15 protein-coding genes and 1 pseudogene are annotated in these 17341 nt (G+C 43.9%); 10 read left to right on the plus strand and 6 right to left on the minus strand.

Features of this window, described 5'->3' with window-relative positions; all coding sequences use genetic code 11:
- Window positions 1–238 precede the first annotated feature (238 nt).
- The 6 genes from gyrB to dnaA form a co-directional block, all read right to left on the minus strand.
- Complete coding sequence (gene gyrB / locus LLY41_RS00935) at window positions 239–2161, minus strand: DNA topoisomerase (ATP-hydrolyzing) subunit B (protein WP_095245539.1); 1923 nt, start codon at window positions 2159–2161, stop codon at window positions 239–241.
- A gap of 119 nt (window positions 2162–2280) precedes the next feature.
- The gene (gene remB, locus LLY41_RS00940; RefSeq protein WP_095245540.1) at window positions 2281–2529 is read right to left on the minus strand and encodes an extracellular matrix regulator RemB; all 249 of its coding nucleotides are present in this window, start codon (window positions 2527–2529) and stop codon (window positions 2281–2283) included.
- A gap of 9 nt (window positions 2530–2538) precedes the next feature.
- Entirely contained in the window at window positions 2539–3657 is a 1119-nt protein-coding gene (recF, locus tag LLY41_RS00945; RefSeq protein ID WP_095245541.1) for a DNA replication/repair protein RecF, read from the minus strand.
- A gap of 41 nt (window positions 3658–3698) precedes the next feature.
- A complete protein-coding gene (yaaA, locus tag LLY41_RS00950) occupies window positions 3699–3926 on the minus strand; it encodes a S4 domain-containing protein YaaA (RefSeq protein ID WP_370460181.1) in 228 nt (75 codons plus the stop codon).
- A 201-nt stretch (window positions 3927–4127) separates the two neighbouring features.
- A complete protein-coding gene (gene dnaN, locus LLY41_RS00955; protein WP_095245542.1) occupies window positions 4128–5264 on the minus strand; it encodes a DNA polymerase III subunit beta in 1137 nt (378 codons plus the stop codon).
- A 176-nt stretch (window positions 5265–5440) separates the two neighbouring features.
- Complete coding sequence (gene dnaA, locus LLY41_RS00960) at window positions 5441–6787, minus strand: chromosomal replication initiator protein DnaA (RefSeq protein ID WP_095245543.1); 1347 nt, start codon at window positions 6785–6787, stop codon at window positions 5441–5443.
- Window positions 6788–7638: 851 nt separating this feature from the next.
- Between dnaA and rpmH the strand changes: the two genes are divergently transcribed.
- From rpmH to LLY41_RS01010, 10 genes and pseudogenes are all read left to right on the plus strand, one after another.
- A complete protein-coding gene (gene rpmH / locus LLY41_RS00965; RefSeq protein ID WP_095245544.1) occupies window positions 7639–7773 on the plus strand; it encodes a 50S ribosomal protein L34 in 135 nt (44 codons plus the stop codon).
- Window positions 7774–7911: 138 nt separating this feature from the next.
- Window positions 7912–8280 (plus strand): ribonuclease P protein component, encoded by a 369-nt coding sequence (gene rnpA / locus LLY41_RS00970; protein WP_095245545.1) that lies wholly within the window; start codon window positions 7912–7914, stop codon window positions 8278–8280.
- A 138-nt stretch (window positions 8281–8418) separates the two neighbouring features.
- On the plus strand, window positions 8419–9204 hold the full coding sequence (spoIIIJ, locus tag LLY41_RS00975) for a YidC family membrane integrase SpoIIIJ (protein WP_095245546.1): 786 nt from the start codon (window positions 8419–8421) through the stop codon (window positions 9202–9204).
- Window positions 9201–9827 carry an RNA-binding cell elongation regulator Jag/EloR gene (gene jag, locus LLY41_RS00980; RefSeq protein WP_095245547.1) on the plus strand — a complete coding sequence of 209 codons (627 nt, stop codon included), beginning with the start codon at window positions 9201–9203 and terminating at the stop codon, window positions 9825–9827. The genes spoIIIJ and jag overlap by 4 nt, the downstream gene beginning before the upstream one ends.
- 489 nt (window positions 9828–10316) lie before the next feature.
- Complete coding sequence (mnmE, locus tag LLY41_RS00985; RefSeq protein WP_095245549.1) at window positions 10317–11702, plus strand: tRNA uridine-5-carboxymethylaminomethyl(34) synthesis GTPase MnmE; 1386 nt, start codon at window positions 10317–10319, stop codon at window positions 11700–11702.
- A 128-nt stretch (window positions 11703–11830) separates the two neighbouring features.
- A complete protein-coding gene (gene mnmG / locus LLY41_RS00990; RefSeq protein WP_095245550.1) occupies window positions 11831–13720 on the plus strand; it encodes a tRNA uridine-5-carboxymethylaminomethyl(34) synthesis enzyme MnmG in 1890 nt (629 codons plus the stop codon).
- Between the two features lie 43 nt (window positions 13721–13763).
- Window positions 13764–14480: a 16S rRNA (guanine(527)-N(7))-methyltransferase RsmG gene (gene rsmG / locus LLY41_RS00995; RefSeq protein ID WP_304586677.1), complete on the plus strand. Its 717-nt coding sequence runs from the start codon at window positions 13764–13766 to the stop codon at window positions 14478–14480.
- Window positions 14481–14620: 140 nt separating this feature from the next.
- Window positions 14621–15505: a nucleoid occlusion protein gene (noc, locus tag LLY41_RS01000; RefSeq protein ID WP_304586678.1), complete on the plus strand. Its 885-nt coding sequence runs from the start codon at window positions 14621–14623 to the stop codon at window positions 15503–15505.
- A 213-nt stretch (window positions 15506–15718) separates the two neighbouring features.
- A complete protein-coding gene (locus LLY41_RS01005) occupies window positions 15719–16480 on the plus strand; it encodes a ParA family protein (RefSeq protein WP_095245558.1) in 762 nt (253 codons plus the stop codon).
- Window positions 16473–17317: pseudogene (locus tag LLY41_RS01010) on the plus strand (ParB/RepB/Spo0J family partition protein). The gene LLY41_RS01005 and the pseudogene LLY41_RS01010 overlap by 8 nt, the downstream one beginning before the upstream one ends.
- Window positions 17318–17341: the final 24 nt, after the last annotated feature.

A 17341-nucleotide genomic window follows, 5' to 3' on the forward strand; every position in this document is an offset into this window, starting at 1 on the left:
AAACATTTATTAAAATATAGTCCGTTGATCTCCGCTCCAGGATGCTCGCTTTCCGCGGGGCGGGCGCTGAGCCTCCTCGGCGCTTCTCGCCTGCGGGGTCTCACCTGTCCCGCTCCTCCCGCTGGAGTCTCGCACCTTCCACTCCAATCAACTCAGCAAATAAGATGCGAAAAGCAACAAACCCTGTAAAAACAGTTTTTATGTAAAAGCAGGATAGTCATCCTATCCTGGCTTTTGATCATATATCTAGGTTTTTTACATATTGGGCGTTTTCTTCAATGAAGTTTCGGCGTGGTTCCACTTTATCGCCCATTAATATTTCAAACGTTTCATCTGCTTCAATGGCATCTTCAAGGCTCACCTGCAGCAGTGTTCGTGTTTCGGGATTCATCGTTGTCTCCCACAGCTGGCCTGGATTCATCTCGCCAAGACCCTTATAGCGCTGAACATTCGGCTTAGGCTGGCTGGACATGGTGCTCATGACTTCTTCAAGCTGGCGTTCGTTATAGGCATATTCAATCTTCTTGCCCTGCTGTACTTTATACAATGGCGGCTGCGCAATGTAAATATAGCCCGCTTCTAAAATTTGTCTCATATAACGGTAGAAGAAGGTTAATAATAATGTTCTGATATGGGCTCCATCCACATCGGCATCTGTCATGATCACAATCTTATGATATCTGGCTTTTGCAATATCAAAGTCTTCGCCAATACCTGTACCGGCTGCAGTAATCATAGCCCGCACTTCATTGTTGGAAAGAATTCGATCCAGACGGGCCTTTTCAACGTTAAGTATTTTCCCTCTTAACGGCAGGATTGCCTGGAAGTGACGGTCGCGTCCCTGTTTGGCTGAGCCTCCGGCAGAGTCACCCTCAACGATGTAAAGTTCCGATATGGAAGCATCTTTAGATGAGCAGTCAGCCAGTTTCCCCGGCAGGCTTGATACTTCCAAAGCACTCTTTCTTCTGGTCAGTTCCCGGGCTTTCTTAGCTGCCAGTCTGGCACGTGCAGCCATTAATCCCTTTTCGACAACTTTCTTGGCTACCGACGGATTTTCCAGCAGGAACTTCTCAAGAGCTTCCGCAAAAATCGTATCAGTTGCAGTTCGCACTTCTGAATTGCCAAGCTTCGTTTTAGTCTGTCCTTCAAACTGAGGGTCTGGATGCTTTATAGATACAATCGCCGTTATACCTTCACGGACGTCTTCGCCAGAAAGGTTAGCATCATTATCTTTGAATAAACCGCTTTTTCTGGCGTAATCATTAATAACTCTTGTTAGAGCGGTTTTAAACCCTGATTCATGTGTTCCGCCTTCATACGTATTAATGTTATTGGCAAAAGAATAAATATTGCTTGTGTAGCCATCATTATACTGAATGGAGACTTCAACTGTAATGCCTTCACGTTCTCCCTCAATATAAATTGGTTCTTCATGGAGAACTTCTTTCGTTCTATTCAAATGTTCAACGTACGATTTAATGCCGCCCTCGTACATGTATTCATTTTTCTTATTTTCCTCACGTTTATCTTCAATCGTAATGGTTAATCCTCTATTCAGGAAAGCCAGCTCACGAATACGGTTTGCAAGGGTTTCATAATCATATTCAAGCGTTTCAGTGAAGATTTCACTGTCCGGCTTAAAGTGGATAGTAGTTCCTGTGTGATCGGTTTCCCCAATCACTTCAAGATCAGCACTTGGAACGCCGCGCTCAAATTTCTGATAATGTTTCTTGCCGTCACGATGAACAAATACTTCAAGTACTGTTGATAGCGCATTAACTACTGAAGCACCAACACCATGCAGACCTCCGGAAACCTTGTATCCGCCGCCTCCGAATTTACCGCCTGCATGAAGAACCGTCATAATGACTTCGACTGCCGGTCGCCCCATTTTTTCATGGATTCCGACTGGGATCCCACGTCCGTTATCCACTACCGTAATACTATTATCCTTTTCGATAATCACATTGATTTCAGAACAATAGCCTGCCAGTGCTTCATCTATACTATTATCGACTATTTCCCAAACAAGATGGTGAAGCCCTTTGGCACTTGTTGAACCGATATACATTCCCGGACGCTTCCGAACCGCTTCCAGACCTTCCAGTACCTGTATCTGATTCTCATCATAGGATTGTTCCTGCACTGCCTTTTGCTCCATTGCCACATCGGTCACCTGCACTTTCTATTTCACTAATCTATAAAAAAGCCTGGCATTTGAAATGAGCCAAACTATAATTTTCACTGACTTGCCTCTTTCCGTAATGGATCGGCAGGTCTTTAAAATTCATGAACACTTAGTTTATGGGATCGTTTTTTTAACGTGCCTGAGGATAGCGGAGAAAAATAGATCTTTTCTGTTGTGACGACCACAGATTTATAGGAACCCTTCGCGAGGTTCACAACTGGTTCCTCCCGGCTCTCCTTATGCTCTTTTGCATACTCGGAAGCAAGGACTGTTTCTTTATCAATAATAGCGACAATATCCCTTGCCCGGACCAGCACATCTTCACCTATATGGATGTACATGAGATCACCTCACTGAATCTTCTTGATTCTCCCTGATTCCACATTGAACGCTGCTGCTTCTTTAAGTGTCTGATGGTCTATTCCATCAACGCTTGTAGTAGTGACAAACGTCTGTACTTTTCCTTGGATGGTATTCAATAAATGGGACTGGCGATAATCGTCCAATTCCGAGAGGACGTCATCAAGCAGCAGAATGGGATATTCCCCAATCTCAGAATGGATCAGTTCAATTTCAGCAAGCTTGACCGATAGAGCCGTAGTTCTTTGCTGGCCCTGTGAACCGAATGTCTGCACATCGCGCCCATTCACATGAAAAATCAGGTCATCGCGATGCGGCCCAAACATAGTGACGCCGCGGTCTATTTCCCTGTTCTTCACTTTTTCGAATTTATCCTGGTACACTTTAACCATTTTCGACAAATCTTGTTCTTCTGATACCTCAGCAGAAGGCTTGTACTCAATTTTCAAGGTCTCAAGCCCTCTTGAAATTCCTTCATGGATCGGCTGTGCCCAATTCTCGAGGAGTCGGAGGAACTCATAGCGCTTTGAAACAATCTTTGCAGCCATTTCTATGAATTGCTCAGTTAAAATCTCAAGCATGGTATGGTCGGTCTGCTTTTTGATCTGGAGCATCTTCAAATAGTGGTTGCGCTGCTGGAGGATTTTCTGATACTGGCTGATATCGTGCAAATAGACAGGCGAAACCTGCCCAATCTCCATATCAATAAAGCGACGCCTTACTTGAGGGCTCCCTTTCACAAGATGGAGATCTTCAGGCGCGAACATCACAACATTCATATTGCCGACATACTGGCTTAATTTCTGCTGCTCTATATGATTGCATTTGGCTTTTTTGCCTTTTTTGCTGATAACTAATTGCATGGGCAGGGATCCTTGCCTTTTTTGAACCCTTCCCTCTATTTTAGCATATTCCTGATCCCAGCGAATAAGATCTTTGTCATTTGATGTCCGATGTGACTTTGCCATTGCCAGCACATAAATCGATTCCATGACATTTGTCTTTCCCTGGGCATTCTCTCCCAAAATTACATTCACTTTATTTTCAAAATTGACTTCAAGTTCTTCGTAATTCCGGTAATTCCTTAACAGCAACTGCTCTATATGCATAGACGCTACATCCTTTAAAATATTAACGCTAAAAACGGCGTTTAGACGATCGTAAATTCACCGACATCCGGAATTTCGATTTTATCTCCGGTTCTTAGCTTTCTTCCCCGTCTTTGATCCTGCTCGCCGTTGACGAAGACATCGTATTCACTCAGGAACCATTTGGCCATTCCGCCTGTTTGAATCACATCTGAGGCTTTTAAAAATTGGCCCAGCGTAATATATTCTGTATCAATTTGAATTTCCGTCATATTTTCACTCTTTCCCATTGTCCGACTTCCAGTGCTGCAGTTTTTTCTGCACTTTGGCAAAACAATTTCAGAATGGTATCTAATATTCTATTTTACTAAATAAATCTCAGATACACAAAGAAAAGTCGTCTGCAGCCCGTTATTTTCATTATTCCCTTGGTATTGGCCAATATTCTGGCGGTAAAAAAGTAAGCCGCCGGCACAGCCGGCAGCTTTTTCTTAATATGTTCTAACTGGCAGAATCAATTGGAGTATTGATTCATCGTTTAACGGTTTGATGATGAATGGTCTCATGGCGCCGGTGAAGCTGATGGTAATTTCAGAGCCTTCGAGTGCTTTTAGGGCATCCATCATGAATTTCGCGCTGAAGGAGATTTTTAGTTCTTCGCCTTCTATGGATTTGCTCTGCACTTCTTCGACTACTTTTCCGACTTCAGGAGTGTTGGATGAAATTTCAATAAAACCTCCATCGATTGTAGAAAGCTTGACCACATTGTTACGGCCTTCTTTCGCAAGTAAAGAGGCACGGTCAATAGCCTGCAGGAATTCTTTTGTATTGACGACCACATCTGTTTTGCTGTCTGAAGGGATCAGTCTGGATGTATCCGGATAATTCCCTTCAAGCAGCCTTGAGAAGAACAGAAGATGCTCGGCTTTAAAGAGAACCTGGTTTTCCGTAATAACGATATCGATTAAATCATTGTTGTCATCTAGAATTTTGCTTAATTCACTTAAGCTTTTTCCTGGAATAACCACATTGTAGGTTTCGCTGGCCGTTGTTTCGATCTGCGCTTTTCGCAAAGCCAATCTGTGGCTATCTGTTGCAATACAGGTTAATGTGCCGTTCTCCACCTTCCAGTTTACACCTGTCAAGATAGGGCGTGTTTCTGAGGTGGACACTGCGAAAACGGTTTGGCGAACCATTGCTTTTAATAGGTCCGTAGGAATTTTAAACATTTTTTCTTCTTCAATTTGAGGCAGGTGCGGATATTCCTCAGCATCCAGGCCATTAAGATTGAATTCAGATTTACCTGAGCGGATGACTGTCTGCAAATGGTTTTCCACGCTTATTTCCACGCTGTCAGTCGGAAGCTTTTTAACGATTTCACTGAAGAACTTCGCTTGGAGCACGATGGCACCAGGCTGTTTGATCTCAACAATTTCTTTTCCGTCTTCTTCTTTAGGAATAAAAGATTCAATGGAAATATCAGAGTCGCTTCCCGTTAATGTAACTCCTTCTTCAGATGCAACGATTTTAATCCCCGTTAAGATGGGAATAGTCGTTCTGCTTGTTACAGCTTTCATAACATCCTGGACGCTTTGGACCAACTGGTCGCGCTGGATTATAAATCTCATTTTTTAAATCCTCCAAGCATATTTTAATGGCGTATTGAATATATATATTTTTTATAAAAAAATAGTAGAAGTACTAGTAGGGCCTGTTAGTATGTGGATAACTGCATTTTTCGAAAGGAAACACAGCCTATCCACATGTGGACAGACTGTGTGTAAGTCAGGTCAAGTTATACACATTATACCTTGAGCATTTCATTGATTTCTTTCAGCTGTTTTTCAAATTGTGAATCAGACTGAAGCATCTTTGATATTTTTTCATGGGCGTGAATGACGGTCGTATGGTCCCTTCCGCCAAATTCCTCTCCTATTTTAGGCAGAGAAAAGTCGGTTAACTCCCGGGACAAATACATGGCAATCTGACGGGGGAATGCGACAGACTTTGTTCGTTTCTTCGCCTTAAAATCCTCAAGCTTTACATTAAAATGTTCCCCAACCACCCTTTGGATTTCAAGGATGGTAATGACCTTTGGCTTGGAGCTTGGAATAATATCCTTTAAAGCTTCTGCAGCAAGGTCGGCATTAATATCTTTATTTATTAAAGAGGAGTATGCTACTACACGAATCAGAGCACCTTCAAGCTCACGGATGTTGGAATCAATCTGATTGGCAATATAAAGCATAACCTCATTAGGAATATCAAGTCCCTCTGCTTTGGCCTTTTTACGCAGTATGGCAATACGCGTTTCAAGGTCAGGAGGTGTAATGTCAGTAATTAGTCCCCATTCAAATCTGGAGCGGAGACGGTCTTCCAGTGTCGGTATTTCTTTTGGAGGACGGTCACTTGAAATAATGATCTGCTTGCTTTCTTCATGCAATGTATTAAAAGTATGGAAAAATTCCTCCTGCGTCTGTTCTTTTCCAGCCAAAAACTGAATATCATCGATAAGAAGAACATCCACATTTCGATATCTATCGCGGAAATCGCCCGCTTTGTTATCTCGGATCGAGTTAATAAATTCGTTCGTAAATTTCTCGGAAGATAAGTATACGACTTTAGCTGAAGGATTATGATCTAATACATAATGGCCGATTGCGTGCATAAGGTGAGTTTTTCCGAGTCCAACTCCCCCATAAATAAATAAAGGATTATATGCCTTCGCCGGTGCCTCTGCTACAGCTAGTGAAGCTGCATGGGCGAATCGGTTTCCGGATCCGATGACAAACGTGTCGAATGTATACTTCGGGTTCAGCATCGTTAAAGGCAGTTCCGGCTGTTCTTCATCCTGCTTTTTCTTTTTTGGCGGAAGAGGAAGATCGATTTCTTCTTCACTCTGATTTTGCGGAATGATGAATTTCACTCCTAATTCTTCACCGGTAATGTCATAAAGAATTCCGGAGATCAGCTGGGAATAACGCTCTTCAAGCCAGTCACGGGCAAACTCATTCGGGGCCTTAACGACTAAAGTGTCTCCCTGCAGAGAATGCGCCTTTGTCGATTTCAGCCATGTGTCAAAACTGGGCTTGCTGATTTTTTTCTCGATATTGGCCAGAGCATTATTCCAAAGATCCGCAATATTTTCCAATGATATCCCTCCTTTTCCATCTAAAATTAATATTAAATTACGTTCAAGCTCAAATGTCTATACGTAGACATCTCTGCTTTTTCTTTGTTTCGCGCCACAAAAACGATAGGTTATACACGCTGTATAACCCTGAAGTTTATAAATATACGAAACTGTTTATGTGGAAAATCATATAATAAGGAAGTAAAGTGGAATTTCGACAGTATCCACTGTCTGTGGACAAACTTTTACAAACCCCTTGGATAACCTGTCCACATGTTATCCACAATCTGTGGATAACGAAGATATGCACAATGATTTATTAAGTGTGAAAACACAATTATGATAACAGATAATGCTTTTAACTGCAATGCTTTTTAAACCCTTATCCACAACATACCCATCCCTGTTCATAAAAATTGTCCACAGCCACTGGTTGTGTGCAAAACCTGTCAATATGTGATGTGGATAATAAAAAACTTGTCGAAATTTTATCCACAGCCCTTTTTTGAGGGGGAATTCTATTCCAATGGACTTGGAATGTAATTGCCTTTTTAGCGGACCAATCATGCCCGTGTCAGGGAAAATTTGCAGTCTCCAAGAAAAGCTTTTACAATGGAGAAATGAGAAAAACGTGGAAAAATGAAATTTTAGGATGACATTCAGGCAAAAAGAAGGTAAACTTTCTGAGTGGGTTCTTTCAGATTTGTAAAAAAGAAAAAGAGAAGCAATGAGAGGAAGCCAGGTTCAAACTACTATTTCTTTGCCATTGAAGGCAGATTGACTTATATGCATAGTTGACAATTTTCTAGTTACATCTATATAATTAGAAAGACTGTCTTTAACAGCAATTCCTCAGGGAGGTGTCATATATGAAAAGAACTTATCAACCAAACAAGCGTAAAAGAAGCAAGGTTCATGGTTTCCGCAGCCGCATGAGCTCTCCGACAGGACGTAACGTTCTAGCTCGCCGCCGCCGCAAAGGAAGAAAAGTATTATCTGCTTAGGCCACTGAAACGTCAGTGGTCTTTTTTTCCATGTAAAGATAAATGTCCAAATTAGATAATGTCTAGCTCCAGCGCCAGCCCCCTCAAGAAGATGCAGGGTGGCCCTAGGCGCTTGCGCTTTTCTGAGTAGGTGATGACATGAAAAAAGAGTTCCGTGTAAAAAAGAATAAAGAATTTCAAGAGGCCTTTAAAAAGGGAAAGTCATTCGCCAACCGCCAATTTGTCGTTTACATCTTGAGAAAAGAGGAGCAGAGTCATTTTCGCATCGGGCTTTCTGTCAGCAAAAAAATTGGCAATGCCGTCATGAGAAACCAGATCAAAAGGTATATCCGCCAGGCATTTTTAGAACTGGAGGAAGAAGTAAAGCCGCAATATGATCTGATCGTCATTGCAAGGAAACCGGTGGCAGAAATGGATTTTCATGAAGTGAAAAAGAGTCTGATCCATGTATTGAAGGTTTCGCGGGTTTTGAATAAACCGGGACTTGGAAATACTAAAAACAAATAATCGTTATCTATCTTTATTATGAAGCACTTCATTTTAAAAGATGTTAAAATAAGATACATATGAGCATGTCCCTCTGGCCGGGGGATGAGCAAATGAAATCCAGACTATTATCAGGAGCAATTAAGGAGGAAAAAACGGTTGAAGAAACGAATATTCCTACTAATCGGTTTAGTGTTTGTGATGGCCCTTTTATCGGGCTGTACAGAAATCAACCAGCCGATTACGTCTGATAGCAAAGGCTTTTGGAACGAGTATATTGTCTACCCGCTTTCGCTGTTTATTATTAAGGTAGCGGAATTTGCAGGCGGCAGCTATGGACTATCGATCATTATGGTGACGATCATTATCCGTCTTGTGATCCTGCCATTAATGATTAAACAAACGAGAAGTTCAAAAGCGATGCAGGCGATTCAGCCAGAAATGCAGAAGCTTCGTGAAAAATACAGCTCGAAAGACCAGAAAACCCAGCAGAAGCTGCAGCAGGAAACAATGGCTTTATTCCAAAAGCACGGCGTTAATCCGCTTGCAGGATGTTTCCCGCTAGTGATTCAAATGCCGATCCTGATCGGTTTCTACCATGCAATTACACGTACGCGCGAAATTGCAAACCATAATTTCCTTTGGTTTGACCTTGGTTCTCCGGATCCAATTTACTTATTGCCTTTAATTGCAGGTGTGACAACGTTCATTCAGCAGAAAATGATGATGGCAGGCACGCAGCACACAGGGCAAATGGCTGCACAAATGAAAATGATGCTTTATCTAATGCCGATTATGATCGTTGTTTTTGCCATTAACTTCCCGGCAGCTCTTTCTTTATACTGGGTAGTGGGTAATATCTTCATGATCATTCAAACGTATTTCATTAAAGGTCCGGACCTGAAAGCTGCAGCGGCCGGAAATGCAGGAGGAGCCAAAAAGTGAAACAAGTAACTGCTACAGGACAAACCGTCAAGGAAGCAGTAGAGTCAGCTTTAGCTCAATTAAACACAACAGAAGACCGCTTAGAGATTACTATTGTTGATGAAGGTAAAAAAGGCGTTTTCGGGATTTTCGGATCCCGGCCGGCCGTGGTGAAAGCTGTGAAAAAGCCTGATCCGATTGAGGAAGCGGAAAAATTCCTTAAAGATGTCAGTGCAAAAATGGGCGTGCCCATCGAAATTGAAACATTACGTGAGGGAAAAAATGTTCAATTTATCTTATCCGGCGAAAAGATAGCTCTTTTAATCGGAAAAAGAGGGCAAACGCTCAATTCTCTCCAGTATTTGACACAGCTGGTCATCAACCGCTATGCCGAGCAGTACTTAAATGTGGTGGTCGATGCAGAGGATTACCGGAAAAGACGCCAGGATACCCTGATTCAACTGGCTGAAAGGCTTGCTCAAAAAGCTTTGAAGACGGGAAAAGAAATTGCGCTGGAGCCTATGCCTTCCTATGAACGCAAAGTGATCCATACCGCTCTCGTAAATAATAAGCGAATCAAAACCTATTCGGATGGCAATGACCCGCATCGCCATATCGTCATTGCACCAGCCAGAACAAGATAGCAAGAAAAGCGGAAGCGCCTTGTCCACCCCCGACAAGCACAAGACGAGCCTCCCGGAAAGGCGTTCTTTGCCTTTTGGGAGGATTGGCTTGTGACCTCGAGGGGGTAGGCGCTGTAGCTGGACAGTTATCAACGTCCAAAACATAAATTACTCATTACGCAAAATCCCAATCCATTCCGGATTGGGATTTTTTTGTCGTTCTCCGTCAAAGCCCTGCAAATTATTAAATCTCAATTGGTTTTATTGTTATTCACATGTGGATAAGTTAAAATAGAGCATATTAATTATGAGACGTGTGGATAATTTTTTCGCTCGCTGACATGAAGCGGGATGTTGATAAGTAACATGCTGAACTGATGGACAAGCCGGAAATGCGGCTGATATGCTTTTCTAAAAAAAAGCCTTGTGATATTCTATTAATTTGGGGAATCGAAAGCAGGATTCATTTTTTATATAGATGGAAGTAAGAAGAAAAGAGAGGTGAATGAATTGGAATTCGATACAATCGCTGCGATATCTACGCCGATGGGAGAAGGAGCCATTGCCATTGTCCGCCTGAGCGGGGATCAGGCATTTGACATTGCGGACCTTCTTTTCAGAGGGGTAGGAGGCAAGCGGCTGAAGAATGTGGCGTCCCATACCATTCATTATGGACATATTGTTGACCCGAAAACTGAAGAGATTGCTGAAGAAGTGATGGTTTCAGCTATGAAGGGACCGAAAACCTTTACGAAGGAAGATGTCATAGAAATCAACTGCCATGGCGGACTGGTTTCCGTGAATCGCGTGCTGCAGCTTTTGCTGAATAATGGTGCAAGGCTTGCTGAGCCGGGTGAATTTACAAAGCGCGCCTTCTTGAACGGACGGATTGATTTATCACAGGCAGAAGCGGTCATGGATCTGATTCGCGCCAAGACGGACCGGGCAATGAACGTGGCACTTGGCCAGATGGAAGGAAGGCTGTCAAAGCTTATTGGGAAGCTTCGGCAGGAAATTCTGGAGATCCTGGCTCACGTGGAAGTCAATATCGACTATCCGGAATACGATGATGTCGAGGAAATGACCCATCATATGCTGATGGAGAAGGCTTCCTATGTAAAGAAAGAGATCGAAAAGCTCCTTCAAACCTCACAGCAGGGGAAAATACTGCGTGAAGGACTTTCCACGGTCATCGTTGGACGGCCAAACGTTGGGAAATCTTCCTTATTGAATAGCCTTGTTCACGAAAATAAGGCGATTGTGACTGATATACCGGGCACCACCCGTGATGTTATTGAAGAATATGTGAATGTCAGAGGAGTGCCGCTCCGTCTGGTGGATACAGCCGGCATTCGTGAAACGGAAGATATCGTCGAACGGATCGGTGTCGAAAAATCGAGACAGGTTTTAAAGGAAGCAGATTTAATTTTGCTCGTGCTCAATTACTCGGATGAATTGACGTCTGAGGATGAAAATATATTTAAAGCGGTCGAAGGCATGGACGTTATTGTGATTGTCAATAAAACCGACCTTAATCAAAAGATCGACATGAATCGCGTCCGCGAGCTTTCGAAGCATCATAAACTGGTGACAACCTCTTTATTGGAAGACCAGGGAGTCGACGATCTTGAGGAAGCCATTGCTTCTTTATTCTTTGCAGGCTCCATCGAAGCCGGGGATATGACGTATGTATCCAATACCCGCCATATTGCCCTGTTGAATCAGGCGCAAAATGCCATTGATGAAGCGATGCAGGGTGTTGAGATGGGAACACCGATTGATATTGTGCAGATTGATTTGACAAGAACATGGGAGCTGCTTGGTGAAATTATTGGGGAAAGTGTCCATGAAAGCCTGATTGACCAGTTATTCTCGCAGTTCTGTTTAGGAAAATAGATGATTTAAGAGAGCTGTGTCAGCTGACGCAGCGGATAATAGATTTTTTAACTTTTGCAATCGGCCGGTTCAGCCTCTATTGAGCCTGGGTCTGTGGCTTGCCTGATTGCAGCAAAGGAGGCCGCATCATGACATATGAAGCTGGAAGTTATGATGTCATAGTAGTCGGAGCCGGACACGCGGGTGTGGAAGCAGGCCTTGCTTCGGCCCGCCTCGGCGCAAAGACATTAATGATTACAATCAACCTGGATATGGTAGCCTTTATGCCATGTAACCCGTCAGTTGGGGGACCTGCAAAAGGAATCGTCGTAAGGGAAATCGATGCCCTTGGCGGAGAAATGGGCAAGAACATTGATAAAACCCATATTCAGATGCGTATGCTGAACACAGGAAAAGGGCCTGCCGTACGTGCATTAAGAGCACAGGCCGATAAGTTCACCTATCAGCATGAAATGAAAAAAACACTGGAAAATGAACGGAACCTGACGCTTATTCAGGGAATGGTTGAACATCTGATTGTTGAAGATGGAGAATGCAGGGGCGTTGTCACCCAGACAGGCGCCGTGTATCATTCCAAAGCGGTCGTCATTACGACCGGAACCTTCTTAAGAGGGGAAATTATCCTTGGTGAACTGAAGTACTCAAGCGGCCCTAATAACCAGCAGCCATCCATTAAGCTCTCAGAGCATCTGCAGGAGCTTGGCTTTGATCTTGTCCGTTTTAAAACTGGAACGCCGCCGCGCGTCAACAGCCACACCATTGATTACAGCAAAACGGAAATCCAGCCTGGCGATGATGTGCCAAGAGCTTTTTCCTATGAAACAACCAAGTATATTACAGACCAGCTCCCATGCTGGCTGACGTATACCAATGAAGAAACGCATACATTGATCGACAATAATCTTCATCGCTCGCCAATGTACTCCGGCATGATCAAAGGAACTGGTCCACGCTATTGCCCGTCCATTGAAGATAAGGTTGTCCGCTTTAACGATAAGCCGCGCCATCAGATTTTCCTTGAGCCTGAAGGCCGCAATACTCAGGAAGTATACGTGCAGGGGCTTTCAACAAGCTTGCCTGAGGATGTGCAGCAGCAGATTCTCAGAACGATCCCTGGGCTTGAAAAGGTGCAGATGATGCGTGCCGGCTATGCGATTGAATATGATTCCATCGTCCCAACGCAATTATGGCCGACACTGGAAACTAAAAAGGTGAAAAATCTTTATACGGCCGGCCAGATTAACGGGACGTCCGGTTATGAAGAAGCTGCCGGACAAGGTTTAATGGCAGGCATGAATGCCGGATTGAAATCGCTGGATAAGGAAGAAGTCATTTTAAGCCGTTCAGATGCTTATATTGGCGTCCTGATTGATGACCTTGTAACCAAAGGCACGAACGAGCCTTACCGTCTACTGACTTCAAGAGCGGAATACCGTCTGTTGCTTCGCCATGATAATGCCGACCTGCGTTTAACAGAGCTTGGCCGCAAAGTCGGTCTGATCAGTGAAGAACGCTATGAAAGATTCCAGCTGAAAAAGCAGGCGATAGAAGACGAAAAAGCACGTCTTAAGAGCATCTTCATCAAGCCTGCTTCTGACGTGCAGGAGCTGATCAAAAGCCAGGGCGGAAGCGAGCTGAAAGACGGCATCCGCGCCTCAGATCTGCTGAAGCGTCCGGAAATGACATATGAGCATATCGGGCAGCTCGCTCCGGCTGAAACTGCGCTTGATCCCGATGTAACCGAGCAGGTAGAGATCCAGATTAAGTATGAAGGCTATATTGAAAAGTCCCTTCAGCAGGTAGAGCGTCTTAAGAAAATGGAAAACAAAAAGGTCCCTGAAAACATCGATTATGATGATATTAACGGACTGGCTTCCGAAGCAAGACAAAAGCTGAAGGAAGTAAGGCCGCTGTCTCTCGCACAGGCTTCGCGAATTTCCGGAGTTAATCCTGCAGATATCTCCATTTTGCTTGTTTATTTAGAACAGGGGAGAATTGCACGAGTTTCAGCTGAGTAAAGAGGAAAATCCGATTATGTCAGAGAACGGAAAGGATTACTAAATGAATACCGAACAATTTACTGAAATGCTGGCGGCGAAGGGGATTGCCCTTTCGCCACAGCAATTGCAGCAATATGACACATACTATTCCACGCTGGTGGAATGGAACGAAAAAATGAATTTAACAGCCATTACGGAAAAGGAAGATGTGTATTTAAAGCACTTCTATGACTCCATAAGCGCGGCTTTTTACTTTGACTTCAGCCAGCCGCTAACGGTCTGTGATGTCGGTGCAGGGGCAGGCTTCCCGAGCATACCGATTAAAATTGCTTTTCCTGGTTTACATATTACGATCGTTGACTCGCTTAATAAACGCATCGGTTTTCTGGAGCATCTGGCGAAAAAGCTGGAGCTTGAGAATGTCCGCTTTATCCATGACCGTGCGGAAACCTTTGGCCAGAACAAGGAATACCGTGAGTCTTTTGATGTGGTGACAGCAAGAGCTGTTGCCAGATTATCCGTTTTAAGCGAGCTGTGTCTGCCGCTGGCTAAAACAGGAGGCACATTTGTGGCTATGAAGGGCGCCAGCGCACAGGAAGAACTGGATGCCGGCAAAAAGGCCGTCTCGGTTCTGGGCGGAAGACTTGTGGATTCCCACACGTTCACGCTGCCTGAGGAAGAAAGTGAGCGCAATATTTTAATCATAAAAAAAGAAAAGAGCACTCCTAAAAAGTACCCGCGAAAGCCGGGGACACCCAATAAAACACCAATTGAATAGGGTGCGCAATTTGCCATTGTATGACATAATGGTGTAAACGTTTCGATTTTTCCAGATATTTATATTGCTCCTGTCCGGCAGGATTTGTCATGATGATAGAGAATATGTTATAGGGAGTTTCGTAAAGGTGGTGCAGGGTGATGAAGCATTCTTTCTCACGCTTTTTTGGCCTAGGCGAAAAGGGAGAACAAGTTACAGCGGAAAAACCAGCAGAAGAACAGCTGGATATTGTTGAAGACTTAAGCGACAGAGAAGAAGTTAAGAAAATTCCTATTGATCAAATCGTCCCCAACCGTTTCCAGCCAAGAACGGTATTTGATGATGAAAAAATAGAAGAGCTTTCCCGGACGATCCATACACATGGAATCATCCAGCCAATCGTCGTACGGGAATTTGAGGATGGCCAGTTTGAAATCATAGCCGGTGAGCGCAGATACCGGGCCATGAAAAAACTGGGCTGGGAAGAAGCTCCGGCTATTGTCAAAAATCTCAGCGATACCGAAACGGCTTCAGTAGCTTTAATTGAAAATCTTCAAAGGGAAGAATTATCCCCGATTGAAGAAGCTGTTGCCTACGGAAAACTTTTAGAGCTGCATAGCCTGACACAGGAGGCATTGGCACAGCGCCTTGGAAAAGGCCAGTCAACCGTTGCCAACAAGCTTCGGCTGCTGAAATTGCCGCAGCCTGTCCAGGAAGCATTGTTAAACAAATTAATTACAGAGCGGCATGCCCGTTCACTCATCCCGCTGAAGGACCCGGAGAAGCAGGTCGCCCTGCTGCAGGAGATTGTGGAAAAGAATCTCAATGTGAAGCAGACGGAAGACCGGGTTGTCAAAATTCTTGAACAGAAAAATCCAAAGCCGAAGCCGAAACGAAAGGCTTTCAGCAAGGATATGAGAATTGCGGTCAACACGATCAGGCAATCTCTATCCATGGTTTCTGACAGCGGCATTAATCTTGATTCCGAAGAAGAAGAATTTGATGAATTTTATCAAATCACGATCAAGATCCCTAAAAAGAAATAATTTTTTCACGCGAGAAATAAAGCGGGGGCTCCCTGTTTTATTTTTCGCGTTTTTTTTGAAGGACGATAAAAAGACTATTAGAATCTTCTTATTTTTTGCAAAAAAAATATTCTGCCCTGTTTTTCGTGATAAAATAGACTACGTGATTTAACGATATGAATGAATTCACAGATAGATAGATTGGAATATTGATAGATGAAAGCAGGTGATACTGTGGGCAAGATTATAGCCGTTGCGAACCAGAAAGGCGGAGTCGGCAAAACGACCTCTTCCGTCAATCTTGGCGCATGCCTGGCATACATAGGCAAGAAAGTGCTGCTGGTCGACATTGATCCGCAGGGCAATGCCACAAGCGGAATCGGCATTGAAAAAGCGGATGTCGATCATTGCATTTATGACGTCCTCGTGGATGATGTGGAAGCATCAAAGGTCATTAAACCCACTTCGGTAGAGAACTTATACGCCATCCCGGCAACCATTCAGCTGGCAGGCGCAGAAATTGAACTGGTGCCGACGATCTCACGGGAAGTCAGATTAAAGAGGGCTCTTGAGGAAGTAAAAGGAAACTTTGATTATGTGATTATTGACTGTCCTCCTTCCCTCGGATTACTGACAATTAATTCGCTTACCGCTTCAGATGCCGTAATCATACCCGTGCAGTGCGAGTACTATGCACTGGAAGGGCTGAGCCAGCTTCTGAACACTGTCCGCCTTGTGCAGAAGCATCTGAACCATGATTTGAAAATCGAAGGCGTTCTGCTGACAATGCTTGATGCCCGGACAAATCTCGGCATTCAGGTCATTGAAGAAGTGAAAAAATATTTTCAGGATAAAGTCTATAAAACAATCATCCCCCGCAATGTGCGGCTGGGAGAGGCTCCGAGCCATGGAGAACCTATCATTACTTATGATCCGAAGTCACGCGGAGCTGAAGTATATTTAGAACTGGCAAAGGAAGTGGTTTCAAATGGCTAAAGGTCTGGGAAAAGGTCTGAATGCTTTTTTCAATAATGCTGAAACCGAAAGTGAAGAAACCGTACAGGAAGTAAAAATAAAGGACATTCGTCCAAACCCTTATCAGCCGCGCAAGGTGTTTGAAAAGGAAGCCATCGAGGAATTGAAGCAATCCATCCTTGAACATGGAATTCTGCAGCCGATCATCGTCCGCAAAAGCATCAAGGGCTATGAAATTGTTGTCGGAGAGCGCCGCTACCGGGCAGCAAAAGAAGCCAGCCTGGAGAAAGTTCCTGTTGTTGTAAGAGAACTGACTGAACAGCAGATGATGGAGCTCGCTGTGCTTGAAAATCTGCAGCGTGAAGACCTGACGCCGATTGAAGAAGCGGCTGCCTACCAGCTGCTGATGGAGAAGCTCAAGGTGACACAGGAGGAATTGGCCAAGCGCCTGGGAAAAAGCCGGCCGCATATTGCCAACCATATTCGCCTGCTATCCCTTCCACCGACCATACAAGGACTGATTTCAGAAGGCAAAATTTCCATGGGACACGGAAGGGCGCTATTGGGGCTGCGAAAAAAGAAAAGCTGCAGGCGCTTGTTGAAAAAACAGTTAAAGACGGCTTAAATGTCCGTCAGCTTGAACAGCTGATTCAGCAGCTGAACGATGTTTCACGTGAAACGAAAAAGCCGGCAGTCCAAAAGGATATCTTCATTAAGGAACGCGAATCCTCCCTCAGGGAACGCTTCGGGACGACCGTCCATATTAAACAGACCAAAAACAAAGGGAAAATTGAGATTGAATTTTTCTCAAAAGAAGATTTGGAACGCATTATGGAGCTTTTAGAAACACATCAGTAAGCCATCTTTATGATGGTTTATTTT

The organism is Cytobacillus firmus (genome assembly GCF_023612095.1).
Lineage (GTDB): Bacteria > Bacillota > Bacilli > Bacillales > Cytobacillaceae > Cytobacillus.

What these genes read in the sequence shown, in the direction of transcription:
- gyrB (WP_095245539.1), bottom strand. Translation starts at nt 2,161, where the DNA reads ATGGAGCAAAAGGCAGTGCAGGAACAATCCTATGATGAGAATCAGATA.
- remB (WP_095245540.1), bottom strand. Translation starts at nt 2,529, where the DNA reads ATGTACATCCATATAGGTGAAGATGTGCTGGTCCGGGCAAGGGATATT.
- recF (WP_095245541.1), bottom strand. Translation starts at nt 3,657, where the DNA reads ATGCATATAGAGCAGTTGCTGTTAAGGAATTACCGGAATTACGAAGAA.
- yaaA (WP_370460181.1), bottom strand. Translation starts at nt 3,926, where the DNA reads ATGGGAAAGAGTGAAAATATGACGGAAATTCAAATTGATACAGAATAT.
- dnaN (WP_095245542.1), bottom strand. Translation starts at nt 5,264, where the DNA reads ATGAGATTTATAATCCAGCGCGACCAGTTGGTCCAAAGCGTCCAGGAT.
- rpmH (WP_095245544.1), top strand. Translation starts at nt 7,639, where the DNA reads ATGAAAAGAACTTATCAACCAAACAAGCGTAAAAGAAGCAAGGTTCAT.
- rnpA (WP_095245545.1), top strand. Translation starts at nt 7,912, where the DNA reads ATGAAAAAAGAGTTCCGTGTAAAAAAGAATAAAGAATTTCAAGAGGCC.
- mnmG (WP_095245550.1), top strand. Translation starts at nt 11,831, where the DNA reads ATGACATATGAAGCTGGAAGTTATGATGTCATAGTAGTCGGAGCCGGA.
- rsmG (WP_304586677.1), top strand. Translation starts at nt 13,764, where the DNA reads ATGAATACCGAACAATTTACTGAAATGCTGGCGGCGAAGGGGATTGCC.
- noc (WP_304586678.1), top strand. Translation starts at nt 14,621, where the DNA reads ATGAAGCATTCTTTCTCACGCTTTTTTGGCCTAGGCGAAAAGGGAGAA.